23 protein-coding genes and 2 tRNA genes are annotated in these 23710 nt (G+C 70.1%); 11 read left to right on the forward strand and 14 right to left on the reverse strand.

Annotated features, from left to right (window positions below):
- Positions 1-72: 72 nt before the first annotated feature.
- From rsrA to AB0I52_RS01325, 4 genes are all read right to left on the reverse strand, one after another.
- Entirely contained in the window at positions 73-393 is a 321-nt protein-coding gene (gene rsrA, locus AB0I52_RS01310; protein ID WP_363067745.1) for a mycothiol system anti-sigma-R factor, read from the reverse strand.
- Positions 390-1046 (reverse strand): sigma-70 family RNA polymerase sigma factor, encoded by a 657-nt coding sequence (locus tag AB0I52_RS01315; RefSeq protein WP_018105559.1) that lies wholly within the window; start codon positions 1044-1046, stop codon positions 390-392. The genes rsrA and AB0I52_RS01315 overlap by 4 nt, the downstream gene beginning before the upstream one ends.
- Positions 1047-1319: 273 nt before the next feature.
- Positions 1320-1970, reverse strand: coding sequence for an alpha/beta family hydrolase (locus AB0I52_RS01320; protein WP_363067747.1), 651 nt, complete (start codon positions 1968-1970; stop codon positions 1320-1322).
- Between the two features lie 101 nt (positions 1971-2071).
- Entirely contained in the window at positions 2072-2887 is an 816-nt protein-coding gene (locus AB0I52_RS01325) for an SOS response-associated peptidase (protein WP_363067749.1), read from the reverse strand.
- Between the two features lie 65 nt (positions 2888-2952).
- On the opposite strand from AB0I52_RS01325, the gene AB0I52_RS01330 reads away from it, so the two are divergent.
- The 4 genes from AB0I52_RS01330 (at position 2953) to AB0I52_RS01345 (ending at position 6513) form a co-directional block, all read left to right on the forward strand.
- Positions 2953-3666: a M50 family metallopeptidase gene (locus AB0I52_RS01330; protein WP_363067751.1), complete on the forward strand. Its 714-nt coding sequence runs from the start codon at positions 2953-2955 to the stop codon at positions 3664-3666.
- A gap of 64 nt (positions 3667-3730) precedes the next feature.
- Positions 3731-5071, forward strand: coding sequence for a 3-phosphoshikimate 1-carboxyvinyltransferase (gene aroA, locus AB0I52_RS01335; protein ID WP_363067753.1), 1341 nt, complete (start codon positions 3731-3733; stop codon positions 5069-5071).
- Positions 5072-5074: 3 nt separating this feature from the next.
- On the forward strand, positions 5075-6091 hold the full coding sequence (gene rsgA, locus AB0I52_RS01340; RefSeq protein ID WP_363067755.1) for a ribosome small subunit-dependent GTPase A: 1017 nt from the start codon (positions 5075-5077) through the stop codon (positions 6089-6091).
- 98 nt (positions 6092-6189) lie between these two features.
- A complete protein-coding gene (locus AB0I52_RS01345; protein WP_024492250.1) occupies positions 6190-6513 on the forward strand; it encodes a multidrug efflux SMR transporter in 324 nt (107 codons plus the stop codon).
- Between the two features lie 11 nt (positions 6514-6524).
- Here AB0I52_RS01345 and AB0I52_RS01350 read toward each other — a convergent pair whose 3' ends face one another.
- Complete coding sequence (locus tag AB0I52_RS01350; RefSeq protein WP_363067839.1) at positions 6525-7109, reverse strand: TetR family transcriptional regulator; 585 nt, start codon at positions 7107-7109, stop codon at positions 6525-6527.
- 158 nt (positions 7110-7267) lie between these two features.
- Between AB0I52_RS01350 and hisN the strand changes: the two genes are divergently transcribed.
- Both hisN and AB0I52_RS01360 read left to right on the forward strand, forming a co-directional pair.
- Positions 7268-8068, forward strand: a complete 801-nt coding sequence (gene hisN, locus AB0I52_RS01355) for a histidinol-phosphatase (RefSeq protein WP_363067757.1) — start codon at positions 7268-7270, stop codon at positions 8066-8068.
- Between the two features lie 263 nt (positions 8069-8331).
- Positions 8332-8733, forward strand: coding sequence for a CBS domain-containing protein (locus AB0I52_RS01360; protein ID WP_362957367.1), 402 nt, complete (start codon positions 8332-8334; stop codon positions 8731-8733).
- Positions 8734-8796: 63 nt separating this feature from the next.
- Here the strand turns inward: AB0I52_RS01360 and AB0I52_RS01365 are convergent, their stop codons facing one another.
- Entirely contained in the window at positions 8797-10266 is a 1470-nt protein-coding gene (locus tag AB0I52_RS01365) for a catalase (RefSeq protein WP_363067759.1), read from the reverse strand.
- Between the two features lie 151 nt (positions 10267-10417).
- Here AB0I52_RS01365 and AB0I52_RS01370 point away from each other — a divergent pair, with 151 nt between their 5' ends.
- The 4 genes from AB0I52_RS01370 (at position 10418) to AB0I52_RS01385 (ending at position 13904) form a co-directional block, all read left to right on the forward strand.
- Entirely contained in the window at positions 10418-10837 is a 420-nt protein-coding gene (locus tag AB0I52_RS01370) for a Fur family transcriptional regulator (RefSeq protein WP_363067761.1), read from the forward strand.
- Positions 10838-11035: 198 nt separating this feature from the next.
- Positions 11036-11860 carry an ABC transporter ATP-binding protein gene (locus tag AB0I52_RS01375; protein ID WP_363067763.1) on the forward strand — a complete coding sequence of 275 codons (825 nt, stop codon included), beginning with the start codon at positions 11036-11038 and terminating at the stop codon, positions 11858-11860.
- Positions 11857-12726 carry an ABC transporter permease gene (locus tag AB0I52_RS01380; protein WP_363067765.1) on the forward strand — a complete coding sequence of 290 codons (870 nt, stop codon included), beginning with the start codon at positions 11857-11859 and terminating at the stop codon, positions 12724-12726. The genes AB0I52_RS01375 and AB0I52_RS01380 overlap by 4 nt, the downstream gene beginning before the upstream one ends.
- Positions 12727-12758: 32 nt before the next feature.
- Positions 12759-13904 carry an ABC transporter substrate-binding protein gene (locus AB0I52_RS01385; protein WP_363067767.1) on the forward strand — a complete coding sequence of 382 codons (1146 nt, stop codon included), beginning with the start codon at positions 12759-12761 and terminating at the stop codon, positions 13902-13904.
- A gap of 68 nt (positions 13905-13972) precedes the next feature.
- Here AB0I52_RS01385 and AB0I52_RS01390 read toward each other — a convergent pair.
- The 4 genes from AB0I52_RS01390 to AB0I52_RS01405 all read right to left on the reverse strand — a co-directional run bounded on the left by AB0I52_RS01390 (position 13973) and on the right by AB0I52_RS01405 (position 19621).
- Positions 13973-14046, reverse strand: a tRNA-Met gene (locus AB0I52_RS01390).
- A 247-nt stretch (positions 14047-14293) separates the two neighbouring features.
- Complete coding sequence (locus AB0I52_RS01395; protein WP_363067769.1) at positions 14294-16348, reverse strand: tetratricopeptide repeat protein; 2055 nt, start codon at positions 16346-16348, stop codon at positions 14294-14296.
- A 213-nt stretch (positions 16349-16561) separates the two neighbouring features.
- Positions 16562-16635, reverse strand: a tRNA-Met gene (locus AB0I52_RS01400).
- Between the two features lie 52 nt (positions 16636-16687).
- Positions 16688-19621 (reverse strand): UPF0182 family protein, encoded by a 2934-nt coding sequence (locus AB0I52_RS01405; RefSeq protein ID WP_363067841.1) that lies wholly within the window; start codon positions 19619-19621, stop codon positions 16688-16690.
- A gap of 128 nt (positions 19622-19749) precedes the next feature.
- Between AB0I52_RS01405 and AB0I52_RS01410 the strand changes: the two genes are divergently transcribed.
- Positions 19750-20319: a PPA1309 family protein gene (locus AB0I52_RS01410; RefSeq protein WP_363067771.1), complete on the forward strand. Its 570-nt coding sequence runs from the start codon at positions 19750-19752 to the stop codon at positions 20317-20319.
- A 22-nt stretch (positions 20320-20341) separates the two neighbouring features.
- Here AB0I52_RS01410 and AB0I52_RS01415 read toward each other — a convergent pair whose 3' ends face one another.
- The 4 genes from AB0I52_RS01415 to AB0I52_RS01430 form a co-directional block, all read right to left on the reverse strand.
- Complete coding sequence (locus tag AB0I52_RS01415; protein ID WP_363067773.1) at positions 20342-21430, reverse strand: PDZ domain-containing protein; 1089 nt, start codon at positions 21428-21430, stop codon at positions 20342-20344.
- A gap of 145 nt (positions 21431-21575) precedes the next feature.
- A complete protein-coding gene (locus AB0I52_RS01420) occupies positions 21576-21764 on the reverse strand; it encodes a hypothetical protein (RefSeq protein WP_362957393.1) in 189 nt (62 codons plus the stop codon).
- A 128-nt stretch (positions 21765-21892) separates the two neighbouring features.
- Positions 21893-22354, reverse strand: coding sequence for a molybdenum cofactor biosynthesis protein MoaE (locus AB0I52_RS01425; protein WP_362957396.1), 462 nt, complete (start codon positions 22352-22354; stop codon positions 21893-21895).
- A 122-nt stretch (positions 22355-22476) separates the two neighbouring features.
- The gene (locus tag AB0I52_RS01430) at positions 22477-23655 is read right to left on the reverse strand and encodes an SDR family oxidoreductase (RefSeq protein WP_363067775.1); all 1179 of its coding nucleotides are present in this window, start codon (positions 23653-23655) and stop codon (positions 22477-22479) included.
- Between the last annotated feature and the right edge of the window lie 55 nt (positions 23656-23710).

Here is a 23710-nt window from a genome sequence, read left to right on the forward strand (position 1 = left end):
AGGCGCCAGGCTAGCGAGTTGGGCGTCCCGGCTGAGTGCCGACGGCCGCGATTAGCACGTTCGGGTGATGCGTCAGTCCTTGGCGGCGGCCGGCAGCCCGGTGTCGGAGACCGTCACGTCCTGCTCGGGCACCGCCTGGCCGGAGCGGATCAGGTCGATCCGCCCCATCACCTTGGAGCGCAGGTCGGACGGCACGTCGTCCTGACCGCAGCAGCGCTTGACGAGCTTCTTCACGGCCTGCTCAAGACCGTACTTCTCCAGGCAGGGGGAGCACTCACCGAAGTGCGCCTCGAACTTGGTGCAGTCGCTGTCGGGCATCTCCCGGTCGAGAAACTCGTAGAGGTGGTCAAGGACCTCTGAGCAATCCGTCTCGTGCGGCTCTCCGCAGCTCATGAGCCCGAGCCTTTCCGATCGTCCGACTCACCGGCACCCGCCGGGACGAGCCCGCGGTCACGGGCGTAGTCCTCCAGCATGCCGCGCAGTTGACGGCGGCCCCGGTGCAGTCGGGACATCACCGTACCGATGGGAGTCCCCATGATGTCCGCGATCTCCTTGTAGGCAAAGCCCTCTACATCGGCAAGATAGACCGCGATGCGGAACTCTTCGGGAATCGCCTGCAGCGCGGACTTCACATCGGAGTCGGGCAGGTGGTCCAGGGCCTGGGACTCGGCGGAGCGCAGACCGGTCGACATGTGCGACTCGGCGCGGGCCAGCTGCCAGTCCTCGATCTCCTCGGCGGCACTGCGCTGGGGTTCGCGCTGCTTCTTGCGGTACGAGTTGATGAAGGTGTTGGTGAGGATGCGGTACATCCACGCCTTGAGGTTGGTGCCCTCACGGAACTGGTGGAAAGAGCCGTACGCCTTGGCGTACGTCTCCTGGACCAGGTCCTCGGCATCAGCGGGGTTGCGCGTCATGCGCAGCGCGGCCGAGTACATCTGGTCGAGGAAACCGAGGGCATCGCGCTCGAAGCGCGCGTTGCGCTCGGCGGTCGTCTCCTGCGGGCGGCCGTCGTCGGTCCCTGTGTCGGTCCCAGTGACCGGACCCACCTCCTCCAACGCTGTGGCGGAGCCGAAACCGGACCCGCTCGAATCGGAGAATAGTCGACCTTGGTCCGGCGCGGGCTGTCGATCCGATCCGCTCAGTGCCCGCTCGGGAGTGGTCTTGGCCGCATGCAGCACCGTCCACTCCAGGTCAGCGGTGTTCGAGCGACGCGGGCAGATGGTCGAACCCATGCGACGGACTCCCTCTCCACAGACGACGTTGGTGTACCGACATCCGACACAACAGTGGCCCCCTGCCCAACATTCCCGGGACGTACGTCACACGATTCCGGCCAGCCATCCGGTCACGGCCGAGGTGAGGATCTCCATCGCCTGATCCTCGGTCATCCCCGACCGCTTCGGGACGGCGAAGCCGTGGTCCCCGTGCGGCACCTCGGCGATCCGGTAATCCCCCGGGGGGAATTCGGCGGGCCTGCCGAACGGGTCGTTGCCGCCCTGGACCACGAGGGTGGGCAGGCCGGAGTCCAGCAACTCGTCCTTGCGGGACTTCTCCGGCCGGCCCGGCGGGTGCAGCGGGAAGCTGAGCGCGAGAACCGCACGGGCGCCGAGTCCGGACGCGGTGCGGCAAGCCACCCTGGCCCCGGCGCTGCGTCCCGCGGCGACGACCGGGAGCCCGGAAGCCGCCAGAACCGGCCACAGGCCGCGCCAGCCGGTGTCCAGGGTCTTCGGGGCGGGGGCGAGCTTCTTCCCGGCGACCCGCCAGGGCTGCTCCACCAGAGCGACGCTCACCCCGTGCGCGGGCAGTGCGGCGGCCAGCGCCCGCAGGTCCCGGGCCTCGATGCCGCCGCCCGCGCCGTGGCCGAGGGCGAGCAGGAGGCGGGGTTCACGGGCGGGCCGCCAGGTGATCCGGGCGGTCCCGGCCTCGGTGTCGACCGTTTCGGTGCGTGGGGCTGTCCCGGTGGCTTTCACGGGCCCCATCCAACCAAGTCCGGCGCGGTCGGCGCCGGTGCGACCCGGGTCCCGTGTACGTGTACGTGTCCCGTGTCCGTGTCCGTGTCCCGGCAGACCGTTCAGAAGAGCGTGCCGACCTCGGGCGCGGCCAGCTCGTCCAGCAGTTCGGGGCCGTTGTTGCGGACGTTGCTGACGGCGGTGGCCACCGGATAGGCCCGCATCAGCCCGCCGGGCGGCGGTGCGAGCAGGGCCCGCAGCTCCTCGATGCCGGTGTGCGAGGGGTCCAGCCAGTCGTCCCAGCGGTCCGGGGTGAGCATCAGCGGCATCCGGGGGTGGATGTCGGCGAGTGCGGTGGGGCCCTCGGCCGGGGCGACGGCGAGCGGGCTGGTCTCCGCCTCGGTCGTGATCACCGAGCAGGTCACCCACCAGGCCTGCGGATGGTCGTCCGGCAGGGTCCGGTCGCGCCAGAACTCGTAGAGACCGGCCATGGCGAAGACCGATCCGTCGGCGGGGGTCACGAAGTACGGCTGCTTGCGGGGCCGCTTCCTGCGCCCCTCCTCCTCCAGCTGCCGTTCCTCGCCGCCGGTCACCCACTCGTAATAGCCGTCGGCCGGCAGGATGCAGCGCCTCGAGACGAAGGGGCGGCGGAAGGACGGCTTCTCGTGCACCGTCTCGGCGCGGGCGTTGATCATCCGGGCGCCGCCCTCCGGCGATTTGGCCCAGGAGGGGACGAGCCCCCATTTCAGTGCGCGCAACTGGCGAACCGGACGCCGGTCATCCGCGTCTTTCACCGGACGTTCCAGTACGGCGTAGACCTCCTTGGTCGGCGCCACGTTGTAATCGGGCTCCAGCGTCTCGGCCGGTTCCCACTTCTCCACCTGGAAGAGTCCGGTCAGATCCTCGGGCCGCCGACTCGATGCATACCGTCCGCACATAAGTGCCAGACTGCCACGACCGTCATCCCGACCGGACGTCAATACCGCAAGGAGCCGCCCACGCCATGGACAGCACCGATCTCGGCAATCTGTGGGACCGCGTCTTCGGCACCCAGCCGGCCCCCGAGCAGTGGCTGGTCGTGGTGACCGCCACGGCCGCGCTCATCGCCGTCGTGCCCAATCTCATATGGCGGCTGACCCGCAACGCGATCACCATCGCCCACGAGGGCGGTCACGGACTGATCGCCCTGCTCACCGGGCGGCAGCTCTCGGGCATCCGGCTGCACTCGGACACCAGCGGACTGACGGTGAGCCGCGGCAAGCCGACCGGCATCGGCATGGTCCTCACCGCGGCGGCGGGCTACACCGCACCGCCGCTGCTGGGCCTCGGCGGCGCGTGGCTGCTGGTCAACGGCAGGATCACGCTGCTGCTCTGGCTGGCGACGGCGCTGCTCGCGGTGATGCTGGTGATGATCCGCAATGTGTACGGGGCGCTGACGGTGATCCTCACCGGTTCGCTCTTCCTGCTGATGTCGTGGCTGGCCTCGCCCGCCTGGCAGTCGCTGTTCGCGTACAGCGCGGTCTGGTTCCTGCTGCTGGGCGGTGTGCGTCCGGCGTTCGAGCTCCAGTCCAAGCGGCGGCACGGTGGTGCGCCGGACTCGGACGCGGACCAGTTGTCGCGGCTGACTGACGTACCGGCCGCGCTGTGGCTGTTCCTGTTCCACGCCGTGTCGCTCTGCTCGCTGATCGGCGGCGGGCGCTGGCTGCTGGGCCTGTGACCTCGCCTCCCTCACCCTCCCGCGACGCCGCCCCCGCACTGCCGGTCGGTCTAAAGTGAGCCCCATGACCGAAAGTTCCGTGCACCCCGCCCTCTGGCCCGCCCCTCACGCGAGCGGAGCCGTCGACGCGACCGTCACCGTGCCCGGATCGAAGTCGGTCACCAATCGCGCGCTGGTGCTGGCCGCGCTCTCCTCGGAGCCCGGCTGGCTGCGCCGCCCGCTGCGCTCCCGCGACACCCTGCTGATGGCTGACGCGCTGCGCGCGATGGGCGTCGGCATCGAGGAGACCGTGTCCTCCAGCTCCTCGGTCGCGGGCGGCCCGGACGGCTCCGGCGAGGCCTGGCGGGTCATCCCGGCCGGTCTGCACGGCCCGGTCACCATCGACGTCGGCAACGCCGGCACGGTCATGCGCTTCCTGCCCCCGGTGGCGACGCTCGCCGACGGCCCGGTCCACTTCGACGGCGACCCGCGCTCCTACGAGCGCCCGCTGACCGGGGTGATCGACGCCTTGCGGGTGCTCGGCGCCCGGGTCGACGACGACGGCCGCGGCTCGCTGCCGATGACCGTGCACGGCGTCGGCGCGCTGGACGGCGGACCTGTCGCGATCGACGCGTCGTCGTCCTCCCAGTTCGTCTCGGCGCTGCTGCTGTCGGCGCCGCGCTTCAACCAGGGCGTGGAGGTACGTCACACCGGCACCCGGCTCCCGTCCATGCCGCACATCCGGATGACCGTCGACATGCTGCGGGCCGTCGGCGCCCAGGTCGACGAGCCGGAGACGGGCGGCGAACCGAACGTCTGGCGGGTCTCCCCCTCGGCGCTGCTCGGCCGCGACCTGACCATCGAGCCCGACCTCTCCAACGCCCAGCCGTTCCTGGCCGCGGCGCTGGTCACCGGCGGCCGGGTCACCGTGCCCGACTGGCCGCTGCACACCACTCAGCCGGGTGACGCGCTGCGCGACATCTTCACCGCCATGGGCGGCAGCTGCGAGCTGACCGAGCACGGGCTCACCTTCACCGGCTCCGGCCGCATCCACGGCATCGACGTCGACCTCGGCGAGGTCGGCGAGCTGACCCCGGGCATCGCGGCGGTCGCGGCCCTGGCCGACTCCCCCTCCACCCTGAGCGGCGTGGCCCATCTGCGGCTGCACGAGACGGACCGGCTGGCCGCACTCACCAAGGAGATCAACGAGCTGGGCGGCGACGTCACCGAGACCGCCGACGGCCTCCACATCCGGCCGCGACCGCTGCACGGCGGTACCTTCCATACATACGACGACCACCGGATGGCCACCGCCGGGTCCGTCATCGGCCTTGCCGTCCCCGGAGTGGAGATCGAGAACGTGGCGACCACCGCCAAGACCCTGCCGGACTTCCCGCAGATGTGGACCCGAATGCTCGGGGCCTGAGACATGCGCCGCTACGGCAAGAACCCCGACGAGGACGACATCCGGGTCCGCCCCAACCGCAAGGGCAACCGTCCCCGTACGCATATCCGCCCCAAGCACGAGGACGCCGAGGACGGCATGGTCCTCACCGTGGACCGCGGCCGCCTCACCTGTCTCGTCGAGGGCCGCACGGTCGTCGCGATGAAGGCCCGTGAGCTGGGCCGCAAGGCCGCGGTGGTGGGCGACACCGTCTCCATCGTCGGTGATCTGTCCGGCGACAAGGACACCCTCGCCCGGATCGTCCGGATCGGTGAACGCCGCTCGGTGCTGCGCCGGACGGCGGACGACGACGATCCGTTCGAGCGGGTGGTCGTCGCCAACGCCGACCAGCTCGCGATCGTCACCGCGCTGGCCGATCCGGAACCCCGGCCGCGCATGATCGACCGCTGTCTGGTCGCCGCGTACGACGGCGGGCTCTCGCCTCTCCTGGTGCTGACCAAGTCGGATCTGGCCTCCCCGGACAAGCTCCTGGAGGCGTACATCCCGCTGGGCGTGCCGTACATCGTCACCAACCGCGAGGAGCTGGAGAACGGCGACGCCGCGGAGCGGGTCCGCGAGCAGCTGCACGACCGGGTCACGGCCTTCGTCGGGCACTCCGGCGTCGGGAAGACCACGCTGGTCAACGCGCTGGTGCCGAAGGACAGGCGGCGTACGACCGGAGTGGTCAACGCGGTCACCGGGCGCGGGCGCCACACCACCACGTCGGCCCTGGCGCTCCCGCTGCCGGACTACCGGGGCTGGGTGATCGACACCCCCGGCATCCGCTCCTTCGGCCTGCACCACATCGACCCGTCCCGGGTCATCAACGCCTTCCCCGACCTCCAGCCCGGCACCGAGGGCTGCCCGCGCGGCTGCACCCACGACGGCCGGCAACCGGAATGCGCGCTGGACGCCTGGGTGGCGGACGGGCACGCCGATCCGGCGCGGCTGGACTCACTGCGCCGGCTGCTCTCCACGCGGGAGCGACGCGAAGGCGACTGATCAGGGCACGTTTGCGATCACTCGCCACCGGTAAGTGCATAATCACGAATCACGCCCAGCGGTACGAGGCGGTCACCGATGCGGGAGGGGCACTGACGATGGCGTGGCTGCTGGTCGTGGTCGCGGGACTGCTGGAGACGGGCTTCGCCGTCTGTCTGAAGCTCTCGCACGGCTTCACCCGGCTCTGGCCGACCATCGCGTTCTGTGTCTTCGCGCTCGGCAGCTTCGGCCTGCTGACCATGTCACTGAAGAAGCTCGACGTCGGGCCCGCCTACGCGGTGTGGACCGGCATCGGCGCGGCGGGCACCGCCATCTACGGCATGATCTTCCTCGACGACGTGGTCTCCACGCTCAAGCTGATCTCGATCTCACTGGTGATCCTCGGCGTGATCGGGCTCCAGCTCTCGGGCTCTTCGCACTGAGGCCGACCGGCTCACGTCACGGAGTCCGGAGCCCGCTCGACCACATTCCGCACCAGCGGCACCCCGTCCCCCGCCACTTGGGGGTGCGGGGGCACCAGTGCGTACGACAGGGCGAGCCGCAGCGCGAGTTCGCAGGTCACGGCCAGGGCCGCCGGATCGCGCGGCGGGCGTTCCCCGTCCAGGGCGGCCACCGCACGGTCCCTGACCTGGCCGAGCAGTTCGGCGGGCGTCGGCGCTCCGGCATCGGCCCGGCGCTGCGCCGGTACGAGCGAGCCGGGCGGCCGGACCGGGTGGGCGGGGCGCGGTAACCGGTCCTCCCAGCAACCGGTGAGCAACCCTCTGACCAGTGCGTTCGTCCGGGTGGACCGGACGGTCCAGGCGGCGGTGGCGGCCAGCCTGTCGCCGGTGCCGCCGGCCGTTCCCAGCGCCTGTTCGACGCCGGCCAGATAGGCGTCGGCGGCCCGCCGGACCAGGTCGTTACTGCCGAACTCGTTGGAGAGGGTCTGCCGGGAGATCCCGGCGGCGGCTGCCACGTCGACCATCCGCACGGCCGGCCAGGGCCGGGTGGTGAGGGCCGCGTGGGCGGCGTCCAGCAGTGCTTCTCGCGCTGTCGGCGTCGTTGCCTCCCACGCCGGGGCCTGCGTTTCAGAGTTGACGCGCTCCCCCGTACTGTCAGGAGCTCGAACCGGCAGGAGTTCGAGCGGCGTCCGGGGTCCTGTGGCTCTGTTCACCCGCGGTCGATACTGTGACGGTCATGCCCGACTACCACGATGATCTGCGCCTCGCCCACGTCCTGGCGGACGCCGCCGACGCGACGACGATGGACCGGTTCAAGGCTCTGGACCTCAAGGTCGAGACGAAGCCGGACATGACGCCGGTGACCGAGGCCGACAAGGCCGCCGAGGAGCTGATCCGCGGCCACCTCCATCGGGCCCGCCCGCGCGACGCGATCCTGGGCGAGGAGTACGGGATCGAGGGGACCGGCCCCCGGCGCTGGGTGATCGACCCGATCGACGGGACCAAGAACTACGTACGCGGTGTGCCGGTCTGGGCGACGCTGATCTCGCTGATGGAGGCCGGTGAGGACGGCTTCCGGCCGGTCGTCGGACTGGTGTCCGCGCCCGCGCTGAACCGGCGCTGGTGGGCGGCGAAGGGCGCGGGGGCCTTCTCCGGCCGCAGCCTGACCTCGGCGTCCCGGCTGCACGTGTCGAAGGTGGAGCGGATCGCCGACGCTTCACTCGCGTTCTCCTCCCTGACCGGCTGGGAGGAGCAAGGCCGGCTCGACGGCTTCATGGATCTGACCCGGGCCTGCTGGCGCACCCGCGGGTACGGGGACTTCTGGCCGTACATGATGGTCGCCGAGGGGTCGGTCGACATCTGCGCAGAGCCGGAGCTCTCGCTCTGGGACATGGCGGCGAACGCGATCATCGTCGAGGAGGCGGGCGGCCGGTTCACCAGCCTGGACGGAGTACCCGGACCGGGCGGCGGCAACGCGGCGGCCTCGAACGGGACGCTCCACCACGAACTGCTGGGATATCTGAACCAGCGCTACTGACCTCGGCCCGCGGACACGTCCCGGACGACCCGCCGGAGAGAACCCCGCCGATACCGGGCCCCGCCCGGACAGCGACAGCCATGCCGGACGCCTCGGAGGGCGCACGGAAACCACGAGGGGCGTGCCGCACCACCGCACGCCCCTCGAACGATCTTCACCACCCCTTGTTGCCGCTCCCCAACAGTGCGACTCTGAGAGTCCCCTCACTTGTGAACTTGTGAATCGACTCACGCAGTCGTTTCACGAAGGAGGTGACTCCCTTCATGCTCGTCCGTGACGCCATGAGCACGGTGGTTCTCACCATCGGCCCGACCCACACCCTCCGTCAGGCGGCCCGGCTGATGTCGGCACGCCGTATCGGAGCAGCCGTCGTCCACGACCCGGACACCTGCGGTGTCGGCATTCTCACCGAGCGCGACATCCTCAACGCGGTCGGATCGGGCCAGAACCCCGACATCGAGACCGCCGCCACCCACACCACCACCGACGTGGTCTTCGCCGCGCCGGCCTGGACCCTGGAGGAGGCTGCCGAGGCCATGACGCACGGCGGCTTCCGGCATCTGATCGTGCTGGACGGCCACGGTCCGGTCGGCGTCGTGTCGGTGCGCGACATCATTCGCTGCTGGGCACCGGCCGGACGCCATCGCGCGGAGCTGGTCGGCTGACCGGCCCACGAAAGACCGGCCGGCCCCCCACGCGGGAGACCGGCCGGCCGGGCAAGCGAACCGTCAGCCGCGCAGGGCCTGGACCGCCGCTTCCAGCCGCTTGCCGAAGTCGCCGTCGGCCTGGCGGAAGTTGTTGATCGCGCGCTCGGCTATGTCGTCGCGCGAGACCTTCGAGATGAACCCGGCGAGGTTGTCGATCAGCCGGGCCTTCTCGTCCTCGGAGTAGAGCCGGTAGAGGTTGCCGGCCTGGACGAAGTCGTTGTCCTCGGCGTGCGAGGCGGCCTCGTGGGTACCGGTGTCGCCGGTGACCGGGACGGGCTGCCACAGCGGCCTGTCCGTCTGCGCCGGACCACCGAAGCTGTTCGGCTCGTAGTTCTTCGCACCCTTGTGGCGGCCGTCGTACAGGTAGCCGTCCCGGCCGTGCGTCCGCGCCTCGGTGGCGTGCGGGCGGTTCACCGGCAGGTGGTCGGCGTTGATGCCGACGCGGTAGCGGTGCGCGTCGCCGTACGCGAAGAGGCGGCCCTGGAGCATCTTGTCCGGGGACGGGCCGATGCCGGGCACGAAGTGCGCGGGGCTGAAGATCGACTGCTCGGTCTCCGCGAAGACGTTCTCCGGGTTCCGGTTGAGCTCCAGCCTGCCGATCTCGACCGGCGGGTAGTCCTCGTGCGGCCACACCTTGGTGAGGTCGAACGGGTTGAAGCGGTAGGTGGCCGCCTCGGCCGCCGGCATGATCTGGACCTGCACCGTCCAGGACGGGAACTCGCCGCGCTCGATGGACTCACGCAGATCGCGCTGATGGCTGTCCGGGTCCTCGCCGGCGAGCTTGTTGGCGTCGTCCTGGGTCAGGTTCTTGATGCCCTGGTCGGTCTTGAAGTGGTACTTGACCCAGAAGACCTCGCCGGCCTCGTTGTTCCACTGGTAGGTGTGCGAGCCGTACCCGTTCATGTGGCGCAGCGTGGCCGGGATGCCCCGGTCACCGAAGAGCCAGGTCACCTGGTGGGTGGACTCGGGCGACAGACCCCAGAAGTCCCAGACGTTGTCCGCCTCCTGCGAGCCGGTGTACGGGTCGCGCTTCTGGGTGTGGATGAAGTCGGGGAACTTGATGGCGTCCTTGATGAAGAACACCGGGGTGTTGTTGCCGACGAGGTCGTAGTTGCCGTCCTCGGTGTAGAACTTCAGCGCGAAGCCGCGGGGGTCACGCACCGCGTCGGCGGAGCCGAGGTTGCCCGCGACGGTCGAGAAGCGCAGGAAGGTCTCGGTCTGCTTGCCGACCTCGGAGAGGAACTTCGCACGCGTCCACTGCGAGACATCGCGGGTCAGCGTGAACGTGCCGTACGCACCGGCGCCCCGGGCGTGCACGATGCGCTCCGGAATGCGCTCGCGGTTGAAGTGCGCGAGCTTCTCCATCAGCGACTGGTCCTGCACCAGCACCGGACCGCCGACGCCAGCGGTCTGGCTGTTCTGGTTGTCGGCGACCGGTGCTCCGGCCTCCGTGGTGAGCGGTCCCTGCGTCACGTGCGCCTCCTGCGTCATTCCTGCACATTCGTCATGTCGTCCCGGCGTGCACAGCCTGTCCCTCGGCCTACGCCGCTTCCGATCCTACAATGGACTTAGTCCAAGTCAAGCAGACATCCAAAGTCACACCAGTTCGGGATACGGGCCCTCCACTGTTAGGCTTGCCCTCATGAGCGACCTCCTGGAACGACTCCGCGGACGCGGCTGGCGCATGACCGCACAGCGGCGCGTCGTGGCCGAGGTGCTCGACGGAGAGCATGTGCACCTGACTGCCGACGAGGTCCACGCACGGGCCGTCGCCAAGCTGCCCGAGATCTCCCGCGCCACCGTCTACAACACGCTGGGCGAGATGGTGACGCTCGGTGAGGTCATCGAGGTCTCCACCGACCGCCGGGCCAAGCGGTACGACCCGAACGCACACCACCCCCACCACCACCTGGTCTGCGCGACCTGCGGCGCCATCCGCGACGTGCACCCGGCGGGCGACCCGCTGGCGGACCTGCCGGCCGGCGAGCGCTTCGGCTTCATGATCTCCGGCGTCGAGATGACCTACCGCGGCATCTGCCCGAACTGCGCCTCCGCCACCTGACTCCGCCCGCCGCCGAGAGGCTGCCGGCGCCCCCTGAGCCCCGCACCGGAGATTTCCGGCGCGGGGCTTCTTCGTGCCGTGCCGGGCACCGACTCCCGCGCACCCCCTTCCCGAATCTGACGGGTCGTCATATCGTCATCGACGATCACCGCCGCCCCGCGGCGGCTCCACACCTCGATTGCGTACGAGGAGAGACCCGTGGGAGACCCGCACCCGAACCCACCCCCCGCATCACCGGCACCACCCTCAACCGACGCCCCCAAACTCCGCGCCCGCTCCCTCGCCCGCTCCTTCGGACGGGGAGCCAAGGCCCTGGCCGCACTCGGGCCGATCGATCTCGACATCGTTCCGGGCGAGTTCGCCTGCATCGTCGGCCCCTCCGGCTGCGGCAAGTCCACCCTGCTCAGGATCGCGGCCGGGCTGCTGCGCCCCAGCGCCGGCGAGCTGTCCATCCGTACGACAGCGGCCCGGCCCGCCGCGATGATCTTCCAGGACTACGGGATCTACGACTGGAAGACCGTCCTGGCCAATGTCCGCTTCGGCCTCGACGTCCAGCGCGTACCGCGCAAGGAGGCCGACGCGCGGGCGCACGACTGGCTGTCCCGGATCGGGCTCGCCGAATTCGCCGGGGCCTACCCCGCCGCGCTGTCGGGCGGGATGCGCCAGCGGGTGGCGATCGCCCGCGCACTCGCCGTCGAGCCCGAGATCCTGCTGATGGACGAGCCGTTCGCGGCGCTCGACGCCCAGTTGCGCACGATCCTCCAGGACGAACTGCTGGAGCTCACCCAGACCACCCGCACCACCACCCTCTTCATCACCCACAGCCTGGAGGAGGCGATCGTGCTCGGGGACCGGGTGCTCGTGATGTCCGCCCGACCCGGCCGGATCATCTCCGAGCACCGCCCTCCGTTCGAGCGACCGCGCACCGGTGACATCCGTTCGACGCCGGAATTCACCGCGCTGAAGAGCGAGTTGTGGGATCTGCTGCGCGGCGAGGTCCGCGGAGAGGCGGCCCTGGTATGAGCACCGCCGTGAAGTCCGTGAGCGGGGACGAGCAGGTGCTGGTCCGCAGGCCGGGCCCGCGGGAACTCCACCCCGTACGCACCCACCGCAGACGCCGCACCCTCGAAATCGCCCTCGCCGTCGCCGTACCGCTGCTCCTGGTGCTGCTCTGGCAGCTCGCCGCGGCCAGGTCCTGGATCGACGACCGCGTCTATCCCGCGCCCTCCACGATCTTCGCGGACGGCTGGGACCGGGCCGCCGACGGCGATCTGTGGCCTGATGTGTGGGCAACGCTCAAACGGGTCCTCGGCGGCTATGCGATCGGCACGGTCGCGGGCTACGCGCTCGGCCTGCTGATGGGTTCGCTCGCCCTGGTGCGGGCAGCGCTGGAGCCGTTGCTCGACGCCCTGTACGTCGTACCGAAACTGGCCCTGCTGCCGGTCTTCCTCAATATGTTCGGCCTCGGTGAGGGGCCGCAGATCGCCCTGGTCGCCGCCACCGTCTTCTTCTTCGTCTGGATCTCGACCATGGCGGCCGTGCTCGCCGTACCGGTCGGCCACCGGGACGCGGGGCAGGTCTTCGGCGCCTCGCCCTGGCAGATGTTCCGGCACGTGCTCCTGCCGGCCTCGCTGCCCGCGGTACTGGTCGGCGCGCGGATCGCGGCCGGAGTGGCGGTGCTGGTCATCGTCGCGTCGGAGCAAATCGCGGCGGCCGACGGGCTGGGCCACCTCATCTTCGACTCCCGGGCGCTGTTCCAGAACGATGTGATGTTCGTCGGCATCGTCTGTGTGGCGGTGCTCGGTGTCGTCTTCTCCGAAGTGGTGCGGATCGCCGGCCGGCTGCTCACTCCCTGGGCCCCGCGCGACCGCGGCCGCAGCCAGTCGTGAACGGCCCACCTCGTTCTTCGTACGGAGGCACTGTGCGCACACGTACCCCCTTCACCCGCACCGCCGTGCTCGTGGCGGCATCCCTGCTCGGCGCGGCGGGCTGCGCCGGGAACGACACGTCGGACGGCGGCACCGCCGCCGCCGCGCCCCGCACCGTCAGGCCCGTCGCGGGCTGCGGCGCCGGGAGCTGGACCGACCCCGCGGACCTGGCACCCGGCCGTAAGCCCGCCCGCTGCGACAAGGGGGCGCCCGCCGCCCGGCCGCTGGCGAAGAAGCGGAAGATCGTCCTGGCCACCGGCACCCTGAGCGCGGAGTACGTCGCACCGCTCCAGGTCGCGGTGGCCAAGGGCGAGTTCGCGAAAGAGGGCCTGGACGTCCAGCTGAAGGTGCTCCCCACCCCGGACGCCCTGCCCCTGCTCGCCAAGGGGGACGTCGACGCCCAGTGGGCGGCGCCGGAGGTCGCGGTGATGAACGGCATCAACGGCGGCTTCGACATCAAATGGGTCGCGGGCAACTTCTCTCCCGACCCGACCTCCAAGAGCGGTCTGTGGGTGCGCCTCAAGGACGGCGAGAGCGCCGGCCACGTCGACATGGCCGGCCGGAAACTCGGCACGATGATCGGCAAGGGCTCGGTGATCGCCTATCCGATGGACACCTCGCTGAAGAAGCACGGCGGCGGCCTCGACAAGATCAGCTTCCAGCAGCTCGGCTCCGCGGACGTACTGACCGCCCTGCAGAACGGGGGCGTGGACTCCGCCTGGCTGCTCGACCCGATCTGGCGCAAGGTGGACGGCGACAAGAAGTACGCGTTCCTCGGCGGCCAGCCACTCGGCGAACCGCTCGGCGGGCTCCTGTTCGGCCCGACGCTGCTGAACAAGGACCCGGACGCGGGCGTCGCCTTCCTCCGGGCCTACATCCGTACGGTGAACACCTACTTCGCCGGCGACTACAAATCCGACCCCGCCTTCGTCACCGAACTGGCCGGGCTGATGAAGACCGACGAGGCCACCCTGCGGTCGACGCCGTCGATGCGGATGGACTGGGAGATCCGGAAGGGAACCACGGACCGGGTGCAGAAGGCGTACACCGACTCGGGCGTCTCGTCGGGCACGCCGGTACCGGAGGAGAAGGCCGTGGACCGCGCGATGTACGGCGAAGCCGTGGGCCACAAGCCCTGAGTCGGACAGTCTTGTGGGGGCATGCGCAGAGGGCCGGATCCTTGAAGGATCCGGCCCTCTGTCTTAAGTAGCGGGGACAGGATTTGAACCTGCGACCTCTGGGTTATGAGCCCAGCGAGCTACCGAGCTGCTCCACCCCGCGCCGTTGTGATCCCCACACTACGTCACCCCTCCGGACCAGCGCAAATCACTTCCCAGCCCCCTCCAGGGACGTCAGCCACCGCATCAGGCCCGTCCGCCGACCGGGGACGGGAGCCGCATCGAGAAGACCAGCCACATCAAGCCCGTCCGGCGATTGAGGACGAGGCGGGGCCGAAGGCGCCGCGCCCCCGAACACTCGCCCGCACCCGCAACCCGGCCCACCCCACCTCGCCCCACACCGCACCCGCCTACGCGGTCAGCTCCTGGTGCAGCGCCTCGCGCAACCGCGCGGCCCGCTCCGAGACCTCCGCCGGCCCCAGTTCGACCGCCCGCGCGCACCACCGCTGCCCCTCGGTGAGCTCACCGCGGCGCGCGGCCAGCAGGGCGAGGCGCAGGGCCGCCCGCCCGTGCCCCTCGTTCGCGGCGCGGCTCCACCAGAGCGCGGCCTCGCGCTCACTGCCCTCGCGGGCGAGCAGCAGACCGAGGTTGAACGCCCCGTTGCGGCTGCCCGCCTCGGCCGCCTCCCGGTACCAGCGGCCGGCGCTCTCCACGTCGCCCCGGGCCGCGGCGAGCATCCCGACGCGCACCTGGGCCCGGCGGTGGCCCTGCTCGGCCGCACGCTCGTACCACTCCTCGCACTCGGTCTTCTCCGGCATCGGCTCGCCCAGGGCGGGCGGTCCCGGCGGCGGCTGCCGCGAGTCCAGCACCCCCGCCAGCCGGAAGGCCGCTTCCGCGCTGCCGCCACCGGCGGCGCAGCGCAGGTGGCGCTCGGCCTCCCGCTCCTCGCCGTGGTGCAGCAGCGCCATGCCGACCTGGAGCGCGGCCTCGGTGTGGCCGGCCGCCGCGGCGCGCTCGTACCAGAGCAGGGCGGCCCGGTCCTCGTCGCGCCCGGCGTGCAGGATGCCGAGATTGAACGCGGCATCGACGCTGCCCGCCTCGGCCGCCTTGGAGAACCAGGGCTCCGCGCCGGTCGCGTCGCCCGCCTGGAGCAGGAGCACGGCCAGTGCGTTGGCGGCCTCCCGGTGGCCGGCGTACGCGGCACGCCGGTACCACTGCTCGGCCTGGGCCGTACGGTCCTGGGCCGCGCAGAGCAACCCCAGGTTGTACGCGCCGTTGACGTCACCGGCGTCCATGGCCGCGCGGTACCAGCGCTCGGCGGTCTGCTGCTCCCCGCGGGCCGCGTGCAGCGCGCCGAGGGCGTTGGCGGCGTTGCCGTCGCCGTCCTGGGCGGCGCGCAGCCACCACACGGCCGCGCTCTCCCGGTCGCCCGCGTCGCGGAGCAGGAAGCCGAGCGCGCACGCGGCCCGCGCCTCGCCGGCCTTGGCCGAGATGAGGTACCAGCGGCCGGCCTCCTTCAGCTCGCCGCGCTGTTCCAGAATGGCGCCGAGATGCAGGGCGGCACGCCGGTGGCCGCGCGCGGCGGCCTGCCGGTACCACTGCTCGGCCTCGCCGACCCGGCCCGCCTCCGGTCCGGCGACCGGGCTGTCCTCCTTGCGTGCGGCGGCCCGGCGCCGGCCGGTGCCGGTCTCGCCGTCCGTTCCGGTGCGGGGGCCGAGTCCGGGGCGGCCGAACGCGTCGTGCGCGTCGTCCGCCGCGTTGCGCTCCACCATGCGTGCCAGCCGGTACGCGGCTTCGCGGTGCCCCTGCTCGGCCGCGGCGCGCAGCCAGCGCTCGGCGCCGACGTCGCCGCGGTGTTCCAGGAGGTCGGCGAGGGCGTACGCGCCCAGCGCGTGGCCCTGCTCGGCGGACTGGCGCAGCCAGTACTCGGCACCGGGCTCGTCGCCGCGCTCGCGGTAGTGGCGCCCGAGGGCGTGCGCGGCCGCGGCGGAGCCGGCGACCGCCGCGATCCGCCACCAGTCGGCCGCCTCGTCCGGGTACCCGCGCTGGTGCAGCAGGACCCCGAGGTTGTTGGCCGCGGCACGGTCGCCGTCAGCGGTGGCCGCACGCAGGTAGGCCTCGGCGCCGGTCAGGTCGCCCCGGCGCAGCAGCAGCGCGCCGAGGACGCTCATCGACGCGGTGTCCCCGGCGTCGGCGGCACGACGGTGACGCGCCTCGCTCTCGGCGTTGTCCGCACTCTCTGCGGTCTCCGCGCCCTCGGCGTTCTCCACGCCGTCCGCGGACTCTGCGGTCTCTGCACTTTCGACGGTCGCGGCACACTCCGCAGTCTCGGCGGTCTCGATGTAGTCGTTGTACCGTGCGGCGGCGGCAAATGCCACATCCATCACGTTTTCCGCCGGATGGGCGTGACGCTGAACAAACCGCCCTGTCTCCAACAGAGTTGCCCTGTCCCCCATAAATACCATCGTCGCACCACCTGTAACCCGCGTACACCTGGTATATCGCGGCCAGTGAGGTCACTTCAGCGTTTTGTCGACTTGCCCACAGAGAGACAAGTCAAACACGTCCCTGCCCAACTCGTGCCCCATGAACCGCACTTCACGCTCACTGCACAGAAAAGTCACGGCGACACGGCGAAGGCCCGGATCCTCGAAAGGATCCGGGCCTTCGTCTTTCAGTAGCGGGGACAGGATTTGAACCTGCGACCTCTGGGTTATGAGCCCAGCGAGCTACCGAGCTGCTCCACCCCGCGCCGTTGTGTTCAAACCGTACCACGGCGCGAAGGTGAAGCTTTACCGGGTTACTCAGCCGCCGCTGTCGGCACTCGCGGAGCTGTCCTGCTTATCGGCCTTGTCCGGCTTACCGGTACTGCCGGACTTGGGCTGCGCGGCCGCTGCCCGCTGCAACGCGTCCTGCAGCTCCGTCTGAGCCTTGCCGTAGGCGGCCCAGTCCTGCTTCTTCAGGGCTGCCTCGCCTTCCCCATAGGCCTTCTGCGCATCGGCGATCGCCTTCTTCAGCGCGGCCTCACCGGTGGCAGGCGGCTCCGTGGTGTCGCCCGGTGGTGGCGTGGTCTCGACAGGTGGCCGGCTCGTATCGGATTCGTCCACCCCGAAGACCGCGTTGAGCGCCTCCCCGAGACTGTTCTCGAAGACGATCTTCGACCCGTACGAGGCGGCGACCTTGCGCAGCAGCGGATAGTTCTGCGTGCCACCGCGCGTGTACACCGGCTCGATGTAGAGGAAGCCCCCTTCGAGTGGCACCGTCAGCAGGTTGCCGTACTCGATGTCGGAGTCGGTGCCCTTGAGGTTCCTCACGAACTCGGCGACGTCGTCGTTGCCGTTGAGCTCACTCTGTACCTGGCCCGGACCCTTCACCGTGGTGGTGACTCTCAGCAGTCTTATCGTGCCGTAGTCCTTGCTGGACGCATCGGCGTCCACCGCCATGAACGCCCCGAGGTCGGGCCGCCCCTTGGGAGTGAACGTCGTCGTCAGCGAGAACTTCTGAGCCGTCTGGTCCGGCATCTTTATGCTCAGGTAGTACGGCGGGACGGCACCGGACTCCTTGTTGGTCGGGTCGTCCGGGACCTGCCACGCGTCACTGCCGCTGTAGAACTGGGCGGGGTTCTCCACGTGGTAGCGGGTCAGCAGCTCGCGCTGCACCTTGAACAGGTCCTGCGGATACCGCAGGTGGTCCATCAGGTCCTTCGGGATGTCCGTCCTGGGCTGCACGGTCCCCGGGAACGCCTTGCGCCAGGTCTTGAGGATCGGGTCCTTGGTGTCCCACTCGTACAGCTTGACCTTGCCGTCGTACGCGTCGACGGTGGCCTTCACCGAGTTGCGGATGTAGTTGACCTGGTTCTGCTGGGCGACGACCGCACGCTGGTTGGTGGTCAGCGAGTCGGCCGTGGTGTCACCCAGCGTCGTGCGCGAGGCGTACGGGTAGCCGTTGGTCGTGGTGTACGCGTCGACGACCCACTGGATGCGGCCCTTGACCACGGCCGGGTAGGCGTCGCCGTCGATGGTCAGCCAGGGAGCGACCGCCTCGACCCGCTCCTTGGGGGTGCGGTTGTACAGAATCCGCGAGCCGTCACCGATGGCTCCCGAGTACAGGATCTGCGGTTCGCTGAACGCCACCGCGTAGGCGGCGCGGTTGAACGCGCTGGAGAGACTGACCCCGCTCTTGCCCTTGTAGCTGGTGGTCTTCTCGCCGTCCTCCTCGTAGTCGAGCTCCTTCTGGGGCCCGCCGACGATGGAGTACTGCTCGGTCTTCTCGCCGTAGTAGATCTCCTGCTGGTACGAGCCCAGCTCACCGGTGGTCGGCAGGCCCGACTCGGTGAAGTCGGGAGATCCCTTCGGGTTCTTGCCGGTCGTGGTGCCCCGGGCGGCGATCGCACCGTAGCCGTGGGTGTAGGTGAAGTGGTCGTTGATCCAGTTGCGCTTGGGGATGCCCTGCAGGTTGAGCTCGCGCAGACCGATGACCGTGTCCTGCTCCTTGCCGGACTCGTCCTTGTAGCGGTCGACATCCAGCGTCTTGGGGAACTGGTAGTAGTTCCTCTTCTGCTGGAGCTGCTGGAAGGCCGGGGAGACGACGTTGGGGTCCATCACCCGGTAGCTGGCCGCCGCGTCCGCACTGGCGCGGAGCTTCGTGTCGTCGTCCGTGGTGCTCTTGCCCGCGTAGTCGTCGACCTGTGCGTTGTCGATGCCGTACGCGTCACGCGTGGCCTCGATGTTCTTCCGGATGAACGGGGCTTCCTTGGCCTGCTCGTTCGGCTGGACCTGGAACTTCTGCACGATCGCGGGGTAGAGCCCGCCGATCAGGATCGCGGAGAGGACCATCAGCCCGAATCCGATCACCGGAAGCTGCCAGGTGCGGCGCCAGAGCGTCGCGAAGAACAGCACCGCGCAGATCGCGGCGATGCAGAACAGGATGGTCTTCGCCGGAAGGTAGGCGTTGGCGTCGACGTACCGCAGGCCCGTCCAGTTGTCCGTTGCCTTGAAGTCGCTGGACTTCACGGCGAGCCCGTAGCGGTCGAGCCAGTACGCCACGGCCTTCAGCGCGACGAAGATGCCGAGCAGCACCGAGAGATGACCGGTGGCCGCCCCCGTCGCCCGCGCGCCGGGGCTGGTGATGCGCAGCCCGCCGTACAGGTAGTGGGTCAGCGCGGCGGCGACCAGCGAGAGCACCGTGGCCGCGAAGCCGAAGCCCAGCAGGAAGCGGTACCAGGGCAGGTCGAAGGCGAAGAAGGACACGTCCAGATGGAACTGGGGGTCCTTCTGCCCGAACGACACGCCGTTCACGTACATCAGCCAGGTACGCCACTGGCCGGAGGAGGACGCTCCGGCGATCAGACCGACGAGCGCGGTGATCGCGAGCAGCACCCACTTCTTGTACGGGGCGAGACTCATCCGGTAGCGGTCCAGGCTCTGCTGCTCCAGCGACATCGCGCTCAGCGGCGGCCGGAGCCGGTGCGCGAGCCAGATGTTCACGCCGACGGCGATGGCCATCAGTAGTCCGAAGACGAGGAACAGCCCGATCTTGGTCCACAGGGTCGTGGTGAAGACGGATGAATACGCGACCGACCTGTACCAGAGCCAGTCCGTCCAGAACCCCGCGAACATGACGAACGCCATGGCGAGAATCGCCAGGACGCCCAGTGTCATGAGCAGGGTTCGGGCGCGCCGGGACGGGCGGCCGACTCTGATCCGTGGCCCTGTCGGGCCTCCGCCGCGGTCCGGCATCTGGAAAGCCAACGTGCGCACCTCAAAGTTCGCGGTCGTGTTGAAACGGGCCCCGCGATCGTAGAGCCCACCTATGCAACTTACTGAGGCTTTACCTAGTTCCCGTTCCGGGGGCGGAAGGAGGCAGGATGTTGTCCATGTCCAACGTTTCCCCCTCAGGCCCTCCGATGGCCGCGAGCCCGCTCACCGTCGCGGTGCTCGAAATCGACGAATACATCTCCGGTCTCGGCTGGGATCAGCCCGCCCGGCTCTTCGCCCTCGTCGACACCGCCAGGCTGCGGGTCCAGGAGCCGGGCCTCGCCGCCCAGCTCGGTCTCGACGGCGACGGCTCGAAGGCCGCCGCACTCACCCCTATTGAGCAGGAGGAGCTTCCCGCAGGCACCGCGCTGGACGAGTTCCTCGCGACGATCGCCTGGCCCGACGCGGTGGTCGGGTGCGCGATGACGGTGGAGCGGCTGATGCTGCCGCCGTCCGCCGAGGCCTCCGTACCGGACGGCCTCGACGACACCCAGCTGACCAAGTGGGTCGCCAAGCACCCCGACCGTCAGGAGGTGCGGATGACCGTGGCCGTCCTGCGGGACGGTGCGCGGGAGTCGGCCGTGCGGCTGCGGGAGAAGGACTCCCCGAACGACGTGCTGACCGGTGCCGGTCTGGTGCCGGGGCTGGCCGAGGCACTGGCCGCGACCTTCGAGTCCTGACCCCGCCGGTGCGGGGACGCGGTCAGCCTGTCGAGCAGCTCGGCAGGCCGGCCGTGTCCCCCGAGCGGATCCTGTCCAGCGACTTCTTGGCGTCGTCGATCGTCTTCACCCGCACCAGGGTGAGTCCGTCGGGGGTGTCGGAGGCGGCCGACTTGCAGTTGTCGGCCGGGGTCAGGAAGTAGCGCGCCCCGGCGTTGCGCGCGCCGACCAGCTTCATGTTGATGCCGCCGATCGGGCCGACCTTGCCCTTGTCGTCGATCGTCCCGGTGCCCGCGACGAACTTGCCGCCCGTCAGCTGTCCCGGGGTGAGCTTGTCGATGATGCCGAGAGAGAACATCAGACCGGCGCTCGGGCCGCCCACGTCGGCGAGCTTGATGTCGATCTCGAACGGGAAGGTGTGGTCGGTCCCCGCCTGGATGCCGACGATCGCGCGGTCCTCCTTGGGGGCCTTCTCCGTGGTGAGGGTGATCTCCTCGGTGCCCTTGGGCTCCTTGCCGGCCTTCTCGGCCGTCGCCGCGGTCTTGGCCGGGATGACCGTGAAGGTGACGTCCTGGCCGGGCTTGTGCTGGGTGACGAGCTTCGCGACGTCCTCGGGCTGCTTGACCGTCTTGCCGTCGACGGCCTTGATCACGTCACCGGCGTGCAGCTTGCCCTGCGAGGGACTGTCCTTGATGACCGTGGAGACCACGACCCGTGACGAGACCGGAATGCCCAGTTCGGTGAGGGCCGCGACCTTGGCGCTCTCCTGGGACTGGCTGAACTCCTCGGCGTTCTCCTGCGTCGACTGCTGCTCGGTCTTGCCGTCCGGGTAGAGCGTGTCGTGCGGTACGACCAGGCTGTCATGGCCCAGCCATCCGTAGAGGGCCTCCACGATGTTCATGTTGTAGTCCGCGCCGGTGACCCTGACCGTCGTCATGTTGAGATGGCCGGACGTCTTGTACGTCGTGCGCCCCTTGATCTGCAGGACGGGCTCGCCGTCGACCTCACCGAGCGTGTTCACGGTCGGCCCGGGGGACATCTCCGAGTACGGAACCTTGATCAGCAGACCTGCGCAGATCAGCGCGATAAGGACCAGCGTGGAGGCGAGCATCGTCGCGGTGCGGCGTGGCATGGAACGACAGTACGGGAAGGGTCTGTTTGTGCACCGCCGGGGCCGGTCCGTACGGGGCCGGGGCGGGGCGCGAGGGGTGCGCCGGGAAAGCCTGGGCGGGCGATGCCGTGGTGCGGATTGGCAACCGCGTACGTTCGGCGCGGCGTCAGACGTTCGATATCTGCTCGACCGGCTCCGAACCGGAGTGCGACTTCTCCATCGCTTCACGGAACCGGGCGTAGCCGGCTAGCTCGGTGACATCGCCGGTCGTGCGATTACGGGCGGCCCAGCTTCCCCATATCGCAGCACCGAGCGCAGCGAAAAGCGGAATCAACAACCAGGCGAGTGCTGCCATGACGACCTCCCTGCCCCATGAGCAACCGCAACTGACCTATCAGCAGATTAACCATCTGCAGAGCCAACGCTCACGGCAGGGGTGCGGTTACGCAAATCGGGGCGGAAGTCCGCCCGGCCGGTTTGCGCTCAGCAGGCGCCGACCCACTCCTCCGTCCCGTCCGAAAAGCGCTGGTGCTTCCAGATCGGGACCTCGTGCTTCAGGTCGTCGATGAGCTTGCGGCAGGCCTCGAAGGCCTCTCCGCGGTGCGGGCAGGAGACCGCCACGACGACGGCGAGATCGCCCACCTCCAGTTCACCCACTCGGTGGACCGCGGCCAGCGCCCGGACCGGGAAGGCGGCGACGACCCTCTCCGCCACCCGGCGCATCTCGTCCTGCGCCGAGGGATGGCACGAGTAGCCGAGCGCGCCCACGTCCTGGCCGCCGTCGTGGTTACGCACAGTGCCGACGAAGAGCGCGGTGCCGCCGGCGGCGTCGTCGCCGACGGCACGGAAGATCTCGTCCACCGACAACGGCGTGTCGCGGATCTCCAGCAGCCGGATCGGGTCCTGTGCCGTCTGCTCGCCGGGGTGGTCATGCGTGGGTGCCATGCATGCCATCGTGCCGCACCGCGCCGGCATCACGGAATAGCGCTTTCCGCTGGTGGGCCGCCGTCACCCTTGGAGCCTCCTACAGGCACCGGGACCTGCTCGGCGCCCGCTCGGCAGCGGGGCTAGATACGGCGGCGCGCCTTGCGGGCGCGTCGCACCAGGGCGGCGGTACCGAGCAGGGCCACCGTCGCACCGGCGGCACCGGCCGCGGTGGCGTCCTTGCGCCCGAGCCGGCGGCCCGCGACGGTGTGCCGTCCCTCCACCTCCTCGAGGAGCGCGGCGAGCACCTCCTCGTTCGTCCAGCTCGGGCGCCAGCCGGCGTCGTGCAGCCGGCTCACGCTCACCACCCAGGGATGCATCGTGTACGCCAGGTCCCCCGCCGGGGACGGAGTGAGGCCGATCCGGTGCAGCCGGGCGGCGGCGCCGAGCGCCACGGCGGAGGGCAGCTCCATCCGGCGGACGCCGCTGATCTCCTCGACCTCCTCCTGTTCGAGCCAGCCGTCGCAGCCGACCGCGAACTCCCCGTCGATCTTCTCCAGCGCTGCGTACTCCAGCGCCGTGACCAGGTCGTCGACATGGCAGAACTGCCAGGTGGGGTGCGATCCGGCGACGACGAGGAGGCGCGGTGACTCGAAGTAACGGGTCAGTGCCGTGTCGGTACCGCCGACGAGCACCGTGGGACGGACCACGGTGACCTGGAGTCCGGGGTGGGCGCGGGGCGCGCGGCGGCCGAGCCGTTCGATCTCCAGCAGGTCGCCGACGCCGGTCGCCTCCGCGGTGGCCCGCAGCTCGGCGTCCTCGGCCAGCGGGATGTCGTTGTCGGGCAGCGCGCCGTAGACCATCGCGGAGGTGCACAGCACGACCCGGTGGACGCCCACGGCCGCGGCGGCGGTCAGCACGGTCTGGGTGCCGCGCACGTTGTAGGCGGTGCGGGCGGCGGCGTCGGTCTCCAGATCGAGATCGAGCGCCAGGTGCACCACGACGTCCGCGCCTCGCAGCTTCTCCGCGATGGCCGGGTCACGGACGTCGAGGATGTGCCAGGTCGCCTCGGAGACCTCCCCTCGGCGTTCGTCGATGGCGATGACCTGCTTGATCTCCTCGGAGGCCGCGAGGCGGGCCGCGAGCAGCTCGCCGACACCCGTCGCGGCTCCGGTGACGGCCACGACGGGGCCGCGGCTCCTGGAGCGGCTCCGGACGGTCTTGTCCTCGGGCTTGTTCTCGGCCTTGTTCTCGCTCTTGTTCTCGGACAGCGGGTCGGCCAGGTTTCGCGCTGCGCGAACCTGCGGATCTGGGGAACTCACCGGGCGTCTCCAGCGGTTGTCTTCAGTACGTACCCGAATGACGCGTACGTACCAG

This window comes from Streptomyces sp. NPDC050423 (assembly GCF_040655445.1).
Lineage (GTDB): Bacteria > Actinomycetota > Actinomycetes > Streptomycetales > Streptomycetaceae > Streptomyces.

Bases quoted from the DNA above. Each gene is read 5' to 3' on its own strand.
- rsrA (WP_363067745.1), bottom strand. From the start codon at position 393: ATGAGCTGCGGAGAGCCGCACGAGACGGATTGCTCAGAGGTCCTTGAC.
- AB0I52_RS01325 (WP_363067749.1), bottom strand. From the start codon at position 2,887: ATGTGCGGACGGTATGCATCGAGTCGGCGGCCCGAGGATCTGACCGGA.
- AB0I52_RS01330 (WP_363067751.1), top strand. From the start codon at position 2,953: ATGGACAGCACCGATCTCGGCAATCTGTGGGACCGCGTCTTCGGCACC.
- aroA (WP_363067753.1), top strand. From the start codon at position 3,731: ATGACCGAAAGTTCCGTGCACCCCGCCCTCTGGCCCGCCCCTCACGCG.
- rsgA (WP_363067755.1), top strand. From the start codon at position 5,075: ATGCGCCGCTACGGCAAGAACCCCGACGAGGACGACATCCGGGTCCGC.
- AB0I52_RS01345 (WP_024492250.1), top strand. From the start codon at position 6,190: ATGGCGTGGCTGCTGGTCGTGGTCGCGGGACTGCTGGAGACGGGCTTC.
- hisN (WP_363067757.1), top strand. From the start codon at position 7,268: ATGCCCGACTACCACGATGATCTGCGCCTCGCCCACGTCCTGGCGGAC.
- AB0I52_RS01360 (WP_362957367.1), top strand. From the start codon at position 8,332: ATGCTCGTCCGTGACGCCATGAGCACGGTGGTTCTCACCATCGGCCCG.
- AB0I52_RS01365 (WP_363067759.1), bottom strand. From the start codon at position 10,266: ATGACGCAGGAGGCGCACGTGACGCAGGGACCGCTCACCACGGAGGCC.
- AB0I52_RS01370 (WP_363067761.1), top strand. From the start codon at position 10,418: ATGAGCGACCTCCTGGAACGACTCCGCGGACGCGGCTGGCGCATGACC.
- AB0I52_RS01380 (WP_363067765.1), top strand. From the start codon at position 11,857: ATGAGCACCGCCGTGAAGTCCGTGAGCGGGGACGAGCAGGTGCTGGTC.
- AB0I52_RS01395 (WP_363067769.1), bottom strand. From the start codon at position 16,348: ATGGTATTTATGGGGGACAGGGCAACTCTGTTGGAGACAGGGCGGTTT.
- AB0I52_RS01405 (WP_363067841.1), bottom strand. From the start codon at position 19,621: ATGCCGGACCGCGGCGGAGGCCCGACAGGGCCACGGATCAGAGTCGGC.
- AB0I52_RS01410 (WP_363067771.1), top strand. From the start codon at position 19,750: ATGTTGTCCATGTCCAACGTTTCCCCCTCAGGCCCTCCGATGGCCGCG.
- AB0I52_RS01415 (WP_363067773.1), bottom strand. From the start codon at position 21,430: ATGCCACGCCGCACCGCGACGATGCTCGCCTCCACGCTGGTCCTTATC.
- AB0I52_RS01420 (WP_362957393.1), bottom strand. From the start codon at position 21,764: ATGGCAGCACTCGCCTGGTTGTTGATTCCGCTTTTCGCTGCGCTCGGT.
- AB0I52_RS01425 (WP_362957396.1), bottom strand. From the start codon at position 22,354: ATGGCACCCACGCATGACCACCCCGGCGAGCAGACGGCACAGGACCCG.